The following is a 17,539-nucleotide window of genomic DNA, read 5'->3' as shown; positions in this document are numbered from 1 at the left end:
ACCTACTTTTCCTTATTAATGATCGGAAGGATCCTTACAGCAACGAGACTTGCGAGAATACAGAGCACGAAGTCTGGAATGACTGTACTTAAGAACCAGACGCTAAAGAGCTCTGCCACGCCGATCGTCTTTCCGTGCGTGAGCACGAAGTTAAAGACGATAAAATAATAGACGAGTCCACAGAAGTAGTAGACCATTTCCCCAACGAAGGTTGCAAAGAGAAGGGAGGGGAAAGTCGACTTCTTCATCTTTTCATGAAGTAAGCCACTCATCCACGCTGCTCCTGCAAAGCCGATGAGGAACCCAAAGGTGGGTTTTAGTAGATATCCGAGTCCGCCGCCATGTGCAAACACTGGTATGCCAAGAAGTCCGATGATTAAGTAAGTGAGCACACTCACGAACCCTTTTCGAGATCCTAGTAGTAATCCCGCAAGTAGCGCAAAGAAGAATTGTAGCGAGAAGGTGACTTCAAAGGCTCCCAAGGGAAGCATGATCTTAATAAATGCTCCGATCGCTATGAGAGCGGCAAAGAGGCCACATAACACTAGGTCTCTTGCTGAAAGAGTACGAGTGTTCATAGAAATCTCCTTTCATAAATTTTGAACAATTCTCATTGTACCACCTAGTATGATTATTCGCTACCCCTCTTTGTTAAGAGATCGATAAAGGCTTCTGAAGCTTTCGTGAGAGGGCTCGACTTCCTGTAATAGTAGCCGATAGGACGCGATGGAAGACTTAGAGGAAGTTTAATTTCCTTTAGATCTTCAGAAAATTCGAGCGTTAGAAGTGCAATGCCTAAACTGTGGCGAGCAAATTCGATTAAGAGGTCGTGACTTGCAAGTTCGATATCGGGCTTTAGTTCGATCCCATTTGCTAATAGCGTCGCATCCGTTCGCTTTCTCGATTCACTTCTTCTATCGAGCATCATGATGCGATGTTTTTTAAGATCTTGAATGGTGGGCTTTTCGGGGAGGGAGTGAAGAAGCTCTTCGCTTGCGACAAAGCCATCGTGAACGCGAAGGAGTTCATGAAAGATGAGTTCTCTCTCGTCGTCTGGAATAAACCCGATGACGAGGTCTACATCGCCGGCCCTTAGGTGCTCTTCGAGCTCTTTTGTCGTGCCACTAAGGATACGAACCTTAAGTGCTGGATATTTTCTTGAGAAAAGCTTCAGCGTTTCGGGTAATAGATAGCGCGAGACCATGTCGCTTACGGCCAATCGAAGGACACCCGACCGAAGGGCCTTTCGGTCAGAGAGGAGTTCCTCTGCATCGGAAAGAAGCTTCATCGCTTCTTTGACCTTTAGGTAGTAAGCTTGTCCTTCTTCTGTAAGCTGTACACCGCGAGGGAGTCGAACAAAGAGCGTCGTCTGAAGTTCTTCTTCTAAGGAGCTCATCATCTGACTCACTGCAGGTTGTGTGAGAAAGAGCTCCTGTGCAGCCTGGGAGAAGTTTTTCTTCTCGCAAGCTTTTAAAAATACTTGGTAAATCGATAGTTTCATGATGAACCATAAGCTTTCATTATGTCTTATAAGTAAATATCTTATTTTTCTTATACCACAGAATGCGTTATGATACTAGTGTGAAAGGTAGGTAAAAAATGGAAAGAATCGTTGGTACGGTCGTTCGAGGACTGAGAGCTCCCATCTTTAAAGCAGGCGATGACCTAGCAAAAGAAGTCTGCGATCTACTCGAGACGTTTTATAAAGAAGAACATGTAGAAATTGGTGAAAAGGACGTCCTTGCTATTACGGAAAGTGTCGTCGCTAGAACCCAAGGAAACTACGTCCACATTGACGAGGTCGCATCGGATCTATCGAAAAGCTATGACGGCCAAAATCTAGGCGTTATCTTTCCGATTTTAAGTCGTAACCGCTTTGCCATTATCTTAAGAGCCATCGCTCGTAGTAAGGTAAAGAAAGTGACACTCATGCTTAGCTATCCTTCGGATGAAGTGGGAAATCACTTAGTGAGTTACGATGAGCTCGATGCAGCCAATGTAAACCCATGGAAAGATGAACTCGATGAAGCGACCTTCCGCAAGCACTTTGGCTACAAAAAGCACACCTTTACAGGAATCGATTACATTGAATACTACAAAGAGATCGTTACAGGAGAAGGAAAAGATGTGGAAGTCATCTTCTCAAACGATCCTCTAACCATCCTAAAGCACACGAAATACGTCCTAAACTGTGACATTCATACGCGTGAACGCACGAAGAGAAGACTCCTTCAAAATGGTGCTACAACCGTAAAGACACTTGCAGAAATTATGAACGAGCCTGTGAATGGATCAGGTTACAACAAAGAGTACGGTCTTCTAGGCTCAAATAAGTCGACAGAAGAAGTCATTAAGCTCTTTCCGAGAAACTCTAAGGAACTCGTATTAAAGATTCAAGACGAGATGAAGAGACGCACAGGAAAGCTCATTGAAGTCATGGTCTACGGTGATGGAGCCTTTAAGGATCCCGTTGGAAAGATCTGGGAGCTTGCAGACCCGGTCGTATCCCCTGGGTATACGGAGGGCCTCGAAGGCACACCGAATGAGATTAAGCTCAAATACATGGCCGATAATGAATTTAAAGACCTCAAAGGCGATGCGCTAAAAGAAGCCATTAAAGACGCCATCCAAAAGAAAGACGACCACCTCGTAGGTCAAATGCTCACGCAAGGAACGACACCGAGACAACTCACAGACCTCTTAGGAAGTCTCTGTGACCTTACGAGTGGAAGTGGTGATAAGGGAACACCGATCATCTACATTCAAGGCTATTTCGATAACTTTACGAAATAAAAAATGACAGACCAAGTCTGTCATTCAAATTTGTCGAAGTAGATGCGCTCTTCTGGAACACCGAGTTCCTTGAGCATCGTTACAATTCCATCTAGCATTCTAGGAGAACCACACAGGTAAGCTTCTGCTTCCTCGAGGTTCTCTTTTTCTTTAATGGCATTCGTTGCATAGCCTGTCGGTCCATTCCATTCGTAGCCCTCTGGAACAGGTTTTAGAGCGAGCACATAATCAAATCCTGGAAGGCTCTTCTTGAGTTCATCGAGTTCTTCTTTTATGTACAGGTCTTCAGGTGTTCTAGCATTCGTATAGAGCGTCGCCTTTCGAGTGCTTCCGATATCTCTCATGTGCCTTAAGATACTTAAAAGTGGAGCGAGTCCCGTTCCCGTACCGATGAGAAGCATCTCTCGAGTGGAATCCTCTTGATAGAAGAAGTCTCCAAAGGGACCGATCAATGTCGCTTCATCTCCTACTTTTAGGAAGTGATGGACGTAGGTCGTAGCGATGCCGTTTGGAATGTAACCGATGATGAGTGTCACTCCATTTTTAAAGCTCGGAGGCGATGAGATGGAGTAAGCGCGGTACACTTCTTCATCGTTTCCCTCGTACTCAGGAGCGAGTAGCTGCATGTACTGACCGGCTTTAAAGTGAACCTCTTCCCCTTCTTTGAAGGTAAAGGTGATGTGCTTAATGATCTCTGTTGCATCGTAGATGTCTGTGACGGTCGCATGGTACTGCTTTAAGCTTAAGATCTCTTCTGGAACGGAGATCTCTACGTCCTCTTTAATCTTACATTGACACGCCAGACGATAGCCTTCCTTTTGCTCTTCTTCAGAGATAAATCCCGTCTCTGTCGGAAGAATCTGACCACCGCCCTTTACGACTTTACACTTACAGTAGCCACAGCTTCCTTTACCACCGCAGGCGGAAGGGAGGAAGACGTCGTTTTCAATGAGTCCTGAAAGCAGCGTATCACCGCCGTCGACTTTTACAACTTTATCTTTATTGATGGTGATTTCTTTTTCACCGTAGTTACCGATGGTATTTTGTGCGATCGAAAGAAGGAGTGCTAAGAAGGTTGCGATCGCAGAAATCACACCGACGCTTATGAGAAAGGTCTGAATATTTTCTGACATAATCACTCCTACTGAATGTTTACGATGCCCGATAGGCCGATGAATGCCATGGCCATGAGCCCTGTCGTAATAATGGTAATGCCTGCACCTTTAAGTCCTTCTGGAACGGGTGCTTTTTCAATGCGCTTACGGATACCAGCCATGGCTGTGATGGCAAGCGTCCAGCCGAGACCACTACCTAGACCGAAGAAGAAGGATTGGGTGAGGTTGTAGCCGCGAATTTGCATGAAGAGCGCAACACCTAAAATCGCACAGTTTACTGTAATGAGCGGTAAAAAGATACCGAGTGCATAGTAGAGCGTCGGAAGGTAGCGATCGATGATCATCTCTAGAATCTGAACGGTCGCTGCGATCACGAGGATAAAGACGATGAGTGCGTAGTTCTCTAGGGAGAAGTGCACGAGTAGTCTATAGGCAAACCAGTTTAAGGGGGTCGTAAAGGCTAAGACGAAAGTTACTGCGATACCGAGATTTAAGCTCGTTTTAATCTGATTACTGACTGCGATAAAAGAACACATGCCTAAGAAGTTTGAAAGGATCATGTTGTTCGTAAAGATCGAGGCAAAAAAGATCACGATTGGGCTAATAGTCATTTTTCACCTGCTTTCAGCTTCATGTTGTTCGTAATCCAAATGAAGACGCCTAAGAAGAAGAAGGCTGCTGGTGGCATGACCATGATCGTCCAGCGCACAAAACCTTCTCCAAAAATCTGAATGCCAAAGATGCTTCCAAAGCCTAAGATCTCTCTAAAGAAGCTGATGGAAAGGAGCACGAGCGTATAACCTAAGCCGTTTGAAGCTCCATCTAACATCGATAGGAAGGGCGGATTGTTGGCTGCAAAGGCCTCTGCACGTCCCATGATGATGCAGTTTGTGATGATGAGTCCGACGTACGGTCCGAGTGCTTTACTCATGGCTGGATAGTAGGCTTTTAAGAGGATGTCCACGATAATAACAAGCCATGCGATGATGAGCGTCTGAACGAGCATTCGAATGTGCTTCGGAATGAGATCTCGAATGAGTGAGATGATAAAGGAGGAAAGGGCCGTTACAAAGGTCAAAGCTAGTCCCATGATGAGAGAGTTCATCATGAGGTTTGTGACAGCTAAGGAAGAGCAGATTCCTAAAACTTGTCTTAAAACGGGATTTTCTTTAAAGATTCCCGACATGATGACGAGCTTTGTTTTACTTTTCATATTGACCTCCTTTATATTCACTAATAAAGGCTGGAACTTCTTTTAGAATGATGTCCTTAATGGAGTTTGAAGTGAGTGTCGCACCTGTAATGGCATCGACATTTCCACCTGGGTTAGGTCGGTAAGTAATAAACGCACCTTCCTTGACCTCGATGCCTTCAAATTGCTTTTGAAACCAACGCTCTGTGATGCGTCCACCGAGTCCCGGTGTCTCTGCATTTTTTGTAATCGCAAGGCCTTTAAGCGTTTTAAGAGAAGGATCAATACCGAGGTAACCTGTGACACTTCCCCAAAGTGCATTTCCCGTGTACTCGAAGACGAGAACCTCTCCCTTATCAGTCTGTACCTTATAAAGAGGTCTGGGAGAATTCTTTACAAGCTTTGCTAGGGAATCAAACTTCTCTTCGCTCTCTTTTTCGGTGGGATCCATGCCAGCGGCCTTTAGAATCGCAAGCTTCACTTCTTTCGTTTCGTTCGCCGTTACAGCATCCTTCGTAAGGATCGTAAGAGCCGCTAAGCTTCCTACCGTAATGACGGTGACGAGAAGCATAAAGAGTGCGGTGTAGAGCGTACTATGCTTCTTTTTCATGCTTCCTCCTCGACTCCATAAAGCGAACGAGCTCATCTAGGATCGGAGCAAAGGTGTTGGCGATTAAGATCGCAAACATCACACCGCCTGGAAAGATCGCAAAGCTACGGATAATGACTGTTACAATACCTGCAATTCCACTCGATAGGTAGCGTCCCCAAGGAGTCTTTGCAGAGCTAATGGGATCTGTCATCATGAAGGTCATTCCAAAGAGGAAACCTCCACTTAAGAGTCCAAAATCGAGAGAGTTTACGGGAAGTCCTAGGGCTCTAAGAGCGAGAGTCGTGATACTAAAACCTAGGAACATGCCGATGACGTTCTCTTTAAAGATGACCTTCTTAAAGAAGAGAAAGACGAGTGCAAGAAGGATCAAGAGCTTACTCGTTTCACCGATCGAACCATTGACAAAGCCTAAAAAGAGATCGAGTAATTGACTCGCTTTTCCCTCGCTTTGCATGGAAAGCATCGGCGTCGCCGTGCTTACGACTTCGATCGAATCGGATAGGTAGCGCCCGAAACCAGCGGGGAAAGCTTTTAAGTGTTCGCTCCAAGAAGCTGTAAGGAAGGTTGAGAAGGAAATGTAGACGAACGCACGCCCAACGAGAGCGGGGTTGTAGACATTTCTTCCAAAGCCCCCATAGACCATCTTTCCAAAGAACATGCCAAAGGCGATTCCTGTGACAGAAATCCACAGTGGAACCGACGCAGGAAGCGTCAAGGTATAGAGGAGTGCTGTGACGATGGCTGCTTCAGAGACGGGCTTTTTCCCTTTAAAAAAGGCGTATTCAATAAGTACAGCTACGAGCATATTTACGAGAAAAAGCACGAGGACTCGAAGTCCAAAGAGGTATATACCAAAGAGGAGAAGGGGAGTGAGTGCTAAGAGCACTGTTCTCATGTTGGCTTGTTTTAAAAACGGGATTCCAAAATGCTTTACCATAGGCCCACCTTTACACTAGAATTTAGGCAAAAGCCAAATATATCATTTTTAGTATACGCCTTTTTATCATGAAAATAAAGTCATAAGCCCTACTTCATTGTGATAACTAAGTTAACAAGTTGGGTACACACAAAAAAATAAGAAAAAAGGAGCACTCATGAGAGAAATAAAAACAGTCATAGTAGCCGGCGCAGGTACGATGGGCGCATCGATCGCAGAGACATTTGCGAAGCATTCCTATCGAGTCATCATCTACGATATCTTTTTAGAAGCGCTAGAAAAAGGAAAAGAACTCATTCGCCTTCACCAGGAGACGGAGATCAAGGAAGAGACGTTAACGGCAGAAGAATCAAAAAATCTACTCGCTAACATCCAATACGCTACAGACCCTGCCGTTTTTAAAGAAGCAGATCTTGTAGTAGAAGCGATTCTAGAAAACCTTGAAATCAAGCACAAGTTCTACCGGGAGATTTCAGAGCTCGTAGAAAGTGATGTCATCCTCTGCTCGAACACTTCAGGTCTCAGTATCACGGAGATTCAAAAGGCCGTAAAGCACCCAGAGCGCTTCTTAGGCATGCACTGGATCAATCCTCCGCACCTCATTCCTCTAATCGAGATTATTAAGGGAAAAGAGACCGCGAGTGAGTACGCCGAAGCTGTTCGAACGCTTTCCTTAGAATTAGGAAAAAAGCCCGTCATCGTAAACGATGCTCCAGGCTTTGTATTAAATCGAATTCAATTTGCCATCATGAGAGAGTGCTTAAACATCGTCGAGCGAGACATCGCATCGATGGAAGACGTGGACGCTGTCATGAAGTACGGACTCGGTCTTCGCTATGCAAGTCTCGGACCCTTTCAGGTTGCAGACCTCGGTGGCTTAGATATCTTCTATCACATCTCAAGTTATCTCTTTAAGGATCTAGCCGATCAAAAGGAAGTATTTGGAAAACTCAAGGAGCGCTTTGAAGAAAATGCACTAGGCGTTAAAAATCAAAAGGGCTTCTACGATTACTCCAATGACCTCGATAAAGAGCTCATCCGTTACCGCGATCAGATGTTTACCAAGGTATCAAAGGTTCTCTATAAGTGAAAAGATCCCTCCTAGGAGGGATCTTCCTTATTTAACTAGCTTTGATGGTTCGTAGTCTCTGACACGAATTCCCTTGTTCTTTAGCTTTTCTACGAGTTCTTCAATGTTTTCACCCTTGACGCGAATAGCGATCTCCTGTGTATTCATAAAGCCTACTTGGAACTGCGTAATATTTGTGATATTCGCACCGTGGCTTTGAATGATGTCGGATATTCTTGCAAGCGTTCCAACGAAGTTATCGGAAAGGATCGTAATTTTTGCATCCTTTAATCCAAGTGCACGAATGACTAACTCAAAGATGCTTCTTTGGGTAACAATGCCTTGGAAGCGATTTTGTTTATCGATGACAGGAATAAAGCGAGCTTTATTATTAAAGAAGATCTCAGCTGCGTTTTCTACATAAGTTCCTTCATCGATCGGGTCGATACTCATCTCAGTAGCACCCTTGATCGGTGTTTTTAAGAATTCTTCGTAAGATTGGCAACCGAGCTCTACGAACTTCTCGTAGATATATTGCTTCGTAATGTATCCAACGAAGTCGGTTCCATCGACTACGGGAAGGGAAAGGAAGCCCTTTTCATTGATGATTTTTAGCGCATCACCGAGTGTAGCATCACTCGTTACCGTTGTAAGGTCGCTTTTTGGGGTCATTATGGCACGTACGAACATATATTAGTCCTCCTATGGTCTCTTTGACTCATATATACCACAAACAAAGAAAAAGCTTTCACAAAGAAAGGAAGGTTTCCATGAAATTTGTTGCACACAGAGGTTTTAGCTACCAACATACAGAAAATAGCCTAGATGCCATTCGCTATGCACTCACCACAAAAGCTCATGGTATCGAGATCGATATCCACGAGACGAAGGATCGCGAAATCGTCGTGCACCACGACTTTATCTTAGGTCGAACGGTAGAGGGTACCGGTAGACTTAAGGACTACACGTTAAGTGAACTGAAAGGTTTTAAGCTAAAGGGATCGGAGGGTTCCATTCCATCACTTAAAGAAGTTTTAGAGACGATTGATGGAAAAAAGGAACTCGTCATCGAAGTGAAAGGTGAAGTAGATCTCGATCTACTCCATGAAACGCTTAAAGGGTACGACCCGAAGTGCTTCCGCTTAGAAAGCTTTGACCACAAACTTATTCGTAAGTGGAACGACGAATATCCTGGTTTTCACACGGGACTCATCGTCTACGGTAGAATTCAAGATCCCTTAGAGTACTTAAAGATGACAAAGGCGAGCTTCTATTCCTTCTCAGAAGAATTCTTTAACCGAGAAGACGAAGCCTTTTTCAGCGCTTCGAAGGTAGACTCTCTCATCTGGGGCATCAACGATCTTAAGACACTCTCCCAATATGAAGGAAGAGATACGCTCTATGTCGTCACCGATAACAGTGAGATCCTTAACGAAAAAGCTCTTGATTGCATTCGTTAAGCGTGCTAAACTTTAGAAAATTGATACGTGCAGTGAGAAGAATAGTAACTTCAATGAGCGCTATAGAGAGCTTCCGGGTGGTGAAAGGGAGTGCGACAGCGAAGTGAATCAGGCTTTGAGCACAGATGAATGAAGAGGATCGATCGATCAAGAAGGGTGGCAACGCGGGCCAAAGGCTCGTCCCTTTATTTGATCGTTCTTTTTTTTCCTAAAAAGGAGGGAAAAATGCTAGATTTAAAGCGCATTCGAAGGGACTTTGACGAAGTATTACAAGGTGTAATGAAGCGTGGTAAGGGAGATTTCGGTCTCTTAGAGATGCAAAAGTTAGAACAAGTTCGTCGTGAAAAACTACAGATTTTTGAAGAGAAAAAGGCGCGTCAGAATTCGGATTCTCGCCTCATTCCGAAGCTTAAAAAAGAGGGAAAAGATACGACCGAACTGATGCAATCACTGAAGGTTCTTGCAGAAGAGATTCAGGTTGCTGAAAAGGAAATGAAGGAGATCGATGAAAAGGTTCAGACGATGCTCCTCTATGTACCAAACGTTCCACACGAAAACATTCCGATCGGTAAGGGCGAAGAGGATAACGTAGAGATCCGCCGCTTCGGTACACCGAGAGTCTTTGACTTTGAGCCTCAAGCTCACTGGGACTTAGGAGAAAAGAGCGGCATGCTCGACTTCGAAAGAGCGACAAAAGTGAGTGGTTCACGCTTTACATTCGTTAGACGCGACCTCGCAAAGCTCGAACGAGCACTTATGAACTATTACTTAGATTTCCATGCCGACACGTACGAAGAGATCAATGCTCCTGTGCTTGTAAACCGCGACTCCATGGTCGGAACGGGTCAACTACCTAAATTCCAAGAGGACATGTATCACGTCACAGAAGACGACCTCTTCTTAATTCCAACGGCCGAGGTATCGCTTACAAACCTCTACCGCGATGAGATTTTAAGCTTTGAAGATCTCCCGATTTACGTCACAGGTTTTACGCAATGCTTCCGCAGGGAAGCTGGAAGTGCTGGTCGTGATACGCGCGGTATCATCCGTCAGCACCAATTTGGTAAAGTCGAGCTCGTCAAATTCGTTCGACCAGAAAAGAGCTTTGAAGAGCAAGAGGACATGGTTTCTCACGTAGAAAAGCTCATTCAGTCACTCGGAATTCCATACCGCGTAGTAGAACTCTGTAGTGCAGATCTCACCTTTAGCTCGGCTCGCACCTACGACATCGAAGTATGGTTCCCGTCGTCCAATAGCTACAGAGAAATCTCTTCGATTTCAAACTTCTTAGATTATCAAGCGAGAAGAGCGAACATCCGCTTCCGCGATGAAAACGGCAAAGTGGAATTCGTTCACACCTTAAACGGCTCCGGTATTCCTACGGGACGAATGCTCGCTTGCATTATGGAAAACTATCAGACGGAAGATGGACACATTGTGATCCCTGAGGTCTTAAGACCCTACATGAACGGCAAGGAAGAAATTTAGGAGGATTCATGGCAGAGAGCAGTAACTTTATTAGAAATCAAGTCATCGAAGACATTGAAAAAGGGCTCGTAGATAAGGCGATTACACGCTTTCCTCCGGAACCCAACGGTCTTCTTCACATCGGCCACGCCAAGGCCATCACGATTAACTTCGATATTTCTACGGAATTTAATGGCTGTACGTATCTTCGTTTTGACGACACCAACCCAGCGAAAGAAGATGCTCAATTTGTCGATCTCATTAAAGAAGACATTGAGTGGCTCGGATTCCACTGGAAAGAGGAGCGCTATGCATCCGACTACTTCGAGTGGATGTTTGAGAAGGCACTCATCCTAATCGATAAGGGCCTTGCCTATGTCGACGAAACGCCATCGGAACAGATGAGTAAGGAACGCGGCGACTGGAACGAACCGGGTATTGAAAGCGCCTATAGAAATCGTCCCATTGAAGAATCGAGAGATCTCTTTTTACGCATGAGAGCGGGAGAATTCGACGAAGGTCAGATGGTTCTAAGAGCTAAGATCGACATGGCGAGCTCCAACTACAACATGCGTGACCCCGTCATCTACCGCATCGTAAACGATCCTCACTATCGTCATGGCGACAAGTGGAAGATCTATCCGATGTACGACTTTGCACACCCCTTAGAGGACGCATATGAGGGCATCACGCACTCACTGTGTTCATTGGAGTTTGAAAACAACCGCCCACTCTACGACTGGGTGATCGATCATACCGACATCGAAAAGAAGCCCCACCAATATGAATTCGCAAAGCTCAACGTCACCAATACGATCCTCGGTAAGCGCTTTATTCTAAAGCTCGTTAAAGACGGCATCGTAGACGGTTGGGACGACCCGAGACTTCTCACGATCAGTGGTATGCGCCGCCGTGGTTATACGCCCGAGGGCATTAAGAACTTCGTTCGTGAGACGGGGGTTGCGAAAGAAAATAGCCTCGTAGACATTCGTCAACTCGAGCACTTTATCCGTGAAGACTTAAAGCTTAAAGCACCTCGCATCATGGCCGTATTAGATCCTTTAAAGGTCGTGATCACGAATAAGAACGACGGACCAGAAGCTTTGGAACTTGAAGTAAACCCTGAAAATGAGTCCATGGGTAACTACCCCTTGACCTTTAGTAGAGAGATCTACATCGAACGCACCGACTTCGAAGAGAATCCAGAAAAAGGCTTTAAGCGCCTTTCACCTGGTGTCGAAGTGCGACTCAGAGGCGCTTACTTTATCACCTGTAATGAAGTCATTAAAGACACAGATGGAAAGATCGTAGAGCTCCACTGTACGTATGATCCTGAGACCAAGAGCGGTTCTGGCTTTAACGCGAGAAAACCAAAAGGAACGATTCACTGGGTTGATGCAACCGATAGCTTTGAAGCGATCGTAAAAGACTTTGACCTCTTAGTTCCAGACGATTACTCGAAAAAGACTTCGACGGTCGAGGATCTAAACGTAGATAGCGTCAAGGTCTATAAGGCACGCATTGAAAACCGCTGGAAAGACATGAAACCCTTCGACAAGTTCCAATTTGTTCGTATCGGCTACTACTCTGTAGATCCTAAGGCCAAAGAGCTTACACTGAACCAAGTCGTTGGACTCAAGTCGAGCTATAAATAATGAGAGACATCTTAAGGCTCTATACGAAAGACCGAAAGCCTACGGATCAGACGATCCTAAGAGGAGAGATGATCCCAAAAGGGCTCTACCATCAGGTGGTCCATCTTTGTATCTTTAACTCCAAAGGAGAGCTTTTGATTCAAAAGCGTTCTCCCTTAAAGAGTTCCTGGAGTGGCCTTTGGGACGTATCGGTCGGGGGCTGCGTAAGTGGCGACGAATCGAGCACCGAAGGCATGCACAGAGAATGTCTCGAAGAGTTGGGACTCGACCTCACCTTTGAAAGAGCGCACTTTACGATAAATTTCGATCGTGGCTTTGACGACTACTACTTTGTAGAGCTCGACCTCGATCCAAAGTCACTCACACTTCAAGAAGAAGAGGTAGAGGAAGCCCGCTTTGCTACAAAAGATGAGGTCCTAGATCTCCTCGAAAAGAAGCTCTTCATTCCCTATAGGAAAGAATTTATCGAGCTCCTCTTCACCTACCCTGATGTCATAAGAAACCATTCCTTTGAAAGAGAATAGCTTTTGCTATTCTCTTTTTTGTGTATTCTTGTTTTACCGTGGGTAATTAAGCTAAACGAGGTGAAAAATGCCTGATATTTGGACCCATTATTTTTTTGCAAAAGAGATGAAGCTTGAGCTCCGCTTAAAGGAGCTTCACGATAGTGCGTATTATCTCGGTTCCCAAGGACCCGATCTCTTCTTTTACTTAGCTCTAAAACCCTGGAAAGAAGAAAGTCAGTATCAGAAGGCCGGAAGCGACTTCCATCAAGAGAATACATACGCTTTATTAGAATACGTAAAAAACGATTTAAGAGAGCAAGAGGATCCGCTCCTTCGTAGCTACCTCTTGGGCTTTTTAGCGCACTATGCACTCGATAGCTCGACCCATCCCCTAATTTTCAGTGAAACGACCGATTTTCCATCCCACAAGCGTTTAGAAGCGAACATCGATGTCGCCATGCACGGCTTAAGGCGCGGTCGCTCGATTCAAAAGGAATTTCCCCATAGACTCATCTCCATAGACCGTGGACTCCCTGAATGCATTTCATCTTGGTATGAAAGAGCCTATAAAGCTGTCTATGAGAAGGAGCTTCCTAAAAAAGCCGTCGACCTTGCCTACAGAAACTTCATTCAGTATTTAAAGCTCACGCGCGTTGGAGCTCCGCCGAAGAAGCTCTTCTTAAAGGTCGTATCGAGCCTATCTAAAAAGGATATCTCCCACTACTTCTATCCTAAAGCACAGGATAAGACTGTTCTAACCGATGAACTCTTCGATGACTTTTTAGAGGACTACGCTCGAGGAAAAGAGCTCTTTAAGATGATCCTAAGTAATGATCATCTCTGCTACGTTAGAAACTTTGAAGGGGAACTGACCTTTCGGGAAGAAGAGTGTGAATGCGAGTACTAATTACAGGGTTTGATCCCTTTGGAAATGATACGATGAATCCATCGTTTGAAGCTGTAAAGAGGCTTCCCGATGAAATTTTAGGTGCAGAAGTCATTAAGCTTCAGTTTCGAACGAGCTTCGAAGGAAGTCAAAAGGCACTTAAAGAAGCGCTAGAAAAGTGGAATCCAGACCTCATCCTACACGTCGGTCAAGCAGGCGGTAGAGGGGCTATTAGTATCGAAAAGGTTGCCATTAACTACATGGATGCGAGGATTCCTGATAACGATAACGCTCAGCCGAAAGCTAAAGCCATCAGTCCTACTGGAGAGACGGCTTACTTTACGACCCTACCTGTCCATGCAATTCTTAAGGCACTTAGAAAAGAGAGTATCCCATGTGAACTCAGTCTCAGTGCTGGAAGCTTCGTCTGCAACACGCTCTTCTATGCACTTATGGAAAAGCTCAAAGGTACAGAAAAGCGAGGTGGATTCATCCACGTTCCCTATATGGATGGACAGGTCGAAAATGCACCCAGCATGTCCCTAGAACAGATAACAAAGGCCTTAGAAATCATCATTCAAGAGTCTTTAACCCATAAAACCGATATCGACCCAGAAACAAACGAAGGAAGCGTGTCATAGCGCTTTTTTTGTTGTATAATAGTTTTTCTGAAAGGAGAGAGCGATGAATTTAGAAGCGAAAAGCCCCTCAGAAGAGTACGCCATCTATTTTGAAGACACCGATGGCTCTGCAGAAACGTATTTAATCGATTGTAAAGAGCTTTCTGTGATCGCATCGATGCGCATCTATGAAGAGCTTGATCCACCGCTATCGAATGATGATAACGTCTACCTCATCTGGAACGATGAATCGACGAGAGCTGGTGTCGTAATTAATGACGAGCTCTATGCGCTGTTCGATCTTCTTACGAGAAAAATGCGAACGATAGAAAACCGTGAGGACATCATTCCTTTGGATAGGGGTCTCTTTTTTGTCGGCCTTCATGGATCGATGGGAGAAGATTTTCACTGTTTCGAATTGGAAACCTTCGAGAAAAACTAAAAAATGCCTTCGATCTTTTCTATACTTTAGCTATGGAAAAGATCATTTACGAAGGAAAAAAGATCGAACGGCTCGTCGATCAACTCATAACGAATGAGCCCTTTGTCATCATGGACTTTGAGGCCGTAAAAAAGTATAGAGAAGAGGACTTTTTAATCTACATCGATAACCTCGACCAGCTCATGAGCTTAAAGCGGCTCGATGAGGGCTCTAGGGTCTTTCTAGAAAAGAACGTCCGAAAGGGGATTCAAGCGACGGATTATCCCGCATTACGTTTTCAAAAGTCTCTTCTTGATAAAGACGCACCGAGACTTGAGTTCTCTGTCGACGGTGATGTAAAACGCATCTTTCAATTTCTAAAGTACTTAAGTAAGCGCTACGATTACTGTATCGGTGTAGAGGTACCCGAGTGGCTAAAAGAGGGCTTAGAGGAGCTCTCAAAAAAGCATCCGACCATTGGTCCTCTCGATAAGCAGAACCTTCGCATTCACTTTGGTTCAAGGGGGGAAGACTTAAAGCTTCTCTTTTGGGACGGCTCTTCAAAGGAGCTCGCACGTTGGAGAGAACTCTTTGGTCCGAGACTGAGTGAAAAAGCACTTGTCATTCACACCAAGCCGTTTCTTCGAAGAAAAGGCTGGGTGGCTCTTCCATACTATGGCTTTAAGGGCCAAGCAAAGCGCATTTGGACGAGTACATTAGCCGAGTTAAAACTTCTTTGAAGCAGATGTCTGCTTCTTTTTTTGTGTTAGAATACAAGAAAGGAGAAGCGATGGAAAGATTGAATTACCCGGATCACGTATTGTGGCAATATACCGTTCACAGGTTAAAAAAACACGTTTTATATATTGGAAAAAAGCACGAACCACTCATGGAACAGCTGAAGCTCGAAGGCTGTGTTGTCGAAGAAGTGCTTTTTCAGGAAGGGGATCATTCTTTTTCAAGCTGGCAGACCCTCGTCGATCGATTAAAGGGTGATTTTCAAGGCTCCCTTTTTGATACCGTGATTATTAGAAATCCGAGTGAACTCATCGGAGACTATCTAGACCTCATCGATGTGCTCAAAGAACTCACCGATAAGGCCGGAAATGTCATTGTCTTAGATCAAAAGAGTCAGGAATTAGAGAAGCGCTATGCGCACGTCAAAGAGGACTTTGAAGACTCGACGATCTATGTAGTAAATCACATTATTACAAAGAAAAATCAAAAGGATCTTAGAATTCGCATCTACATGAATCGTGCCCTCCAAGGGAAAAATAAGTACTCCCTTTCACTGTTTGGTGAACGCATTGTAAAAGGTGACGTTCCGAAACTAGCCGATACGATGTATACGAGCTATCGAAATACGATCGACTACGACGGAGAGACACTCCTTGAGATGCGAGATGAGGTAGAAAGCATCCTAGAGGGAAAAGACTTCCCTTTCTTAAGTGATGCTTCCTTTGTTGTAAAAGAGGACGGTCGTATTGTAAGTGCTGTTTTAACCTCACTCCTTAACGATAAACCGCTCATCGCCTATCTCTTTACACTACCAGAATATAGAAATCGTCATCTCGCCACACGTCTTTTAGAAGCAGTCATTGAAGTTCTCGAAGAACGTGGGTTTAAAGAGGTGACGCTCGCATGTACTGTTGGTAATCCTGCCTATCATCTCTATCGAAGATTTGGCTTTAGAGAACTCGGAAGGAGCATTATTTGAAGCTTTTTGCAACGACAGGCTTTGGTGTTGAAGGAATCTTAAAAAACGAATGTACGCTCTTAGGTTACGAGATCGATGCAGTCGATCAGGGCTCTGTGCTCTTTGATGGAGACCTCGTCGAAGCGAATATCGCCCTAAGAACGGCGGATCGAGTCTATATTGTTCTAAAAAAGGGAAGAGCCGTCACTTTTGATGAGCTCTTTGACCTCGTCCGTTCGATCGAGGTCGATGAATACTTCCCTAAAGATGCGCGTGTTACGATTGAAGCGAAGAGTCATAAGAGTGTGCTCTTTTCTCTAAGGGACATTCAGCGCATCGCGAAAAAGGCGATCGCTACGTGCTTTAAGGAGCGCTATAAAGTTCTCGTGATGGAAGAGACGGGAAACCACTATCCTATTACGATTCGCATCGAAAAGGACGAAGTCCTCGTGCTTCTCGATACGTCAGGACTTCCTCTACATAAAAGAGGCTACCGTGAAAGTGGTAAGATCGCTCCCATTCGCGAGACGATTGCAGCTTCTCTCGTCCTCTTTTCACGCTACTTTGGAAAGGGGCCTTTCTTTGATCCCATGTGCGGAAGTGGAACGATCGCGATCGAAGCAGCCCTTATCGCAGAGAATCGTCCTCCTGGAATCAACCGAAGCTTTCTCTTTGAAACGTGGGGGATCGATAGTTCTGATACGAGAGAACGCTTACGAGCTAAGATCAAGGAACCTTCAAGTGAGTACTTTGGTTCCGATATGAATCCTGAGGCCGTGCGTCTAGCGAAGCGCAATGCTAAGCGTGCAGGTGTACAGATTCACTTTGAGATTAAAAATTTAGTGAACTTTGAAACGGATCTCCGAGGCGGAACACTCGTAACGAATGCTCCTTATGGAAAACGAATCGGTACCGATACCGAACTAGATGAGATGGAGAAGGCTCTTTCTGAAAGAGTGTTAACTCTTAAGACCTTTCGACTAGGACTCCTTCTTGGAAACCCAGACTTCTCCAGGCAGTACCATTCACGCTATGCAAAGGTAAGAAGGCTCTATAACGGAAATATCCAAGCTTACTTCTACCAATATGAACCAGAAGAAAGATGGTAA

Annotated in this window: 20 protein-coding genes; 12 read left to right on the top strand and 8 right to left on the bottom strand. The window is 44.8% G+C overall.

Annotated features, from left to right (window positions below; all coding sequences use genetic code 11):
• Positions 1–2: 2 nt before the first annotated feature.
• Together ACUB3H_RS04360 and ACUB3H_RS04355 are read right to left on the bottom strand one after the other, a co-directional pair.
• Positions 3–578 (bottom strand): biotin transporter BioY, encoded by a 576-nt coding sequence (locus ACUB3H_RS04360; protein ID WP_459129439.1) that lies wholly within the window; start codon positions 576–578, stop codon positions 3–5.
• 53 nt (positions 579–631) lie between these two features.
• Complete coding sequence (locus ACUB3H_RS04355) at positions 632–1,501, bottom strand: LysR family transcriptional regulator (RefSeq protein WP_459129438.1); 870 nt, start codon at positions 1,499–1,501, stop codon at positions 632–634.
• 98 nt (positions 1,502–1,599) lie between these two features.
• Between ACUB3H_RS04355 and ACUB3H_RS04350 the strand changes: the two genes are divergently transcribed.
• A complete protein-coding gene (locus ACUB3H_RS04350) occupies positions 1,600–2,793 on the top strand; it encodes a coenzyme F420-0:L-glutamate ligase (protein WP_459129437.1) in 1,194 nt (397 codons plus the stop codon).
• A gap of 20 nt (positions 2,794–2,813) precedes the next feature.
• Here the strand turns inward: ACUB3H_RS04350 and ACUB3H_RS04345 are convergent, their stop codons facing one another.
• From ACUB3H_RS04345 to ACUB3H_RS04325, 5 genes are read right to left on the bottom strand one after another with little or no spacing between them, the layout of a single operon-like run.
• Complete coding sequence (locus ACUB3H_RS04345) at positions 2,814–3,926, bottom strand: NADH:ubiquinone reductase (Na(+)-transporting) subunit F (protein ID WP_459129436.1); 1,113 nt, start codon at positions 3,924–3,926, stop codon at positions 2,814–2,816.
• Between the two features lie 8 nt (positions 3,927–3,934).
• A complete protein-coding gene (locus ACUB3H_RS04340; RefSeq protein WP_459129435.1) occupies positions 3,935–4,519 on the bottom strand; it encodes an NADH:ubiquinone reductase (Na(+)-transporting) subunit E in 585 nt (194 codons plus the stop codon).
• Entirely contained in the window at positions 4,516–5,121 is a 606-nt protein-coding gene (locus tag ACUB3H_RS04335) for an NADH:ubiquinone reductase (Na(+)-transporting) subunit D (protein WP_459129434.1), read from the bottom strand. Before ACUB3H_RS04335 ends, ACUB3H_RS04340 begins: the two co-directional genes overlap by 4 nt.
• Complete coding sequence (locus ACUB3H_RS04330; protein WP_459129433.1) at positions 5,111–5,710, bottom strand: FMN-binding protein; 600 nt, start codon at positions 5,708–5,710, stop codon at positions 5,111–5,113. Before ACUB3H_RS04330 ends, ACUB3H_RS04335 begins: the two co-directional genes overlap by 11 nt.
• The gene (locus ACUB3H_RS04325) at positions 5,694–6,650 is read right to left on the bottom strand and encodes an RnfABCDGE type electron transport complex subunit D (protein WP_459129432.1); all 957 of its coding nucleotides are present in this window, start codon (positions 6,648–6,650) and stop codon (positions 5,694–5,696) included. Before ACUB3H_RS04325 ends, ACUB3H_RS04330 begins: the two co-directional genes overlap by 17 nt.
• Before the next feature lie 157 nt (positions 6,651–6,807).
• Between ACUB3H_RS04325 and ACUB3H_RS04320 the strand changes: the two genes are divergently transcribed.
• Positions 6,808–7,740 carry a 3-hydroxyacyl-CoA dehydrogenase family protein gene (locus tag ACUB3H_RS04320; RefSeq protein ID WP_459129431.1) on the top strand — a complete coding sequence of 311 codons (933 nt, stop codon included), beginning with the start codon at positions 6,808–6,810 and terminating at the stop codon, positions 7,738–7,740.
• Positions 7,741–7,767: 27 nt separating this feature from the next.
• Here the strand turns inward: ACUB3H_RS04320 and ACUB3H_RS04315 are convergent, their stop codons facing one another.
• Entirely contained in the window at positions 7,768–8,409 is a 642-nt protein-coding gene (locus ACUB3H_RS04315; protein ID WP_459129430.1) for a CBS domain-containing protein, read from the bottom strand.
• An 80-nt stretch (positions 8,410–8,489) separates the two neighbouring features.
• On the opposite strand from ACUB3H_RS04315, the gene ACUB3H_RS04310 reads away from it, so the two are divergent.
• The 10 genes from ACUB3H_RS04310 to ACUB3H_RS04265 all read left to right on the top strand — a co-directional run bounded on the left by ACUB3H_RS04310 (position 8,490) and on the right by ACUB3H_RS04265 (position 17,539).
• Entirely contained in the window at positions 8,490–9,179 is a 690-nt protein-coding gene (locus ACUB3H_RS04310; RefSeq protein ID WP_459129429.1) for a glycerophosphodiester phosphodiesterase, read from the top strand.
• 225 nt (positions 9,180–9,404) lie between these two features.
• Positions 9,405–10,667, top strand: coding sequence for a serine--tRNA ligase (gene serS, locus ACUB3H_RS04305; protein ID WP_459129428.1), 1,263 nt, complete (start codon positions 9,405–9,407; stop codon positions 10,665–10,667).
• Between the two features lie 8 nt (positions 10,668–10,675).
• Complete coding sequence (locus ACUB3H_RS04300; protein ID WP_459129427.1) at positions 10,676–12,301, top strand: glutamine--tRNA ligase/YqeY domain fusion protein; 1,626 nt, start codon at positions 10,676–10,678, stop codon at positions 12,299–12,301.
• On the top strand, positions 12,301–12,825 hold the full coding sequence (locus tag ACUB3H_RS04295; RefSeq protein WP_459129426.1) for an NUDIX hydrolase: 525 nt from the start codon (positions 12,301–12,303) through the stop codon (positions 12,823–12,825). Before ACUB3H_RS04300 ends, ACUB3H_RS04295 begins: the two co-directional genes overlap by 1 nt.
• A gap of 67 nt (positions 12,826–12,892) precedes the next feature.
• Positions 12,893–13,714 carry a zinc dependent phospholipase C family protein gene (locus tag ACUB3H_RS04290; protein ID WP_459129425.1) on the top strand — a complete coding sequence of 274 codons (822 nt, stop codon included), beginning with the start codon at positions 12,893–12,895 and terminating at the stop codon, positions 13,712–13,714.
• Complete coding sequence (pcp, locus tag ACUB3H_RS04285) at positions 13,702–14,334, top strand: pyroglutamyl-peptidase I (RefSeq protein WP_459129424.1); 633 nt, start codon at positions 13,702–13,704, stop codon at positions 14,332–14,334. Before ACUB3H_RS04290 ends, pcp begins: the two co-directional genes overlap by 13 nt.
• 43 nt (positions 14,335–14,377) lie before the next feature.
• Complete coding sequence (locus tag ACUB3H_RS04280) at positions 14,378–14,755, top strand: DUF2251 domain-containing protein (protein ID WP_459129423.1); 378 nt, start codon at positions 14,378–14,380, stop codon at positions 14,753–14,755.
• 32 nt (positions 14,756–14,787) lie between these two features.
• Positions 14,788–15,474: a hypothetical protein gene (locus ACUB3H_RS04275; RefSeq protein WP_459129422.1), complete on the top strand. Its 687-nt coding sequence runs from the start codon at positions 14,788–14,790 to the stop codon at positions 15,472–15,474.
• Between the two features lie 50 nt (positions 15,475–15,524).
• Entirely contained in the window at positions 15,525–16,451 is a 927-nt protein-coding gene (locus tag ACUB3H_RS04270; protein ID WP_459129421.1) for a GNAT family N-acetyltransferase, read from the top strand.
• Positions 16,448–17,539 (top strand): THUMP domain-containing class I SAM-dependent RNA methyltransferase, encoded by a 1,092-nt coding sequence (locus ACUB3H_RS04265; protein WP_459129420.1) that lies wholly within the window; start codon positions 16,448–16,450, stop codon positions 17,537–17,539. Before ACUB3H_RS04270 ends, ACUB3H_RS04265 begins: the two co-directional genes overlap by 4 nt.

It is taken from the genome of Guggenheimella bovis, assembly GCF_054492335.1.
Note: the sequence above shows the minus strand (reverse complement) of the source record. Positions and strands in the feature narration are given on the sequence as shown.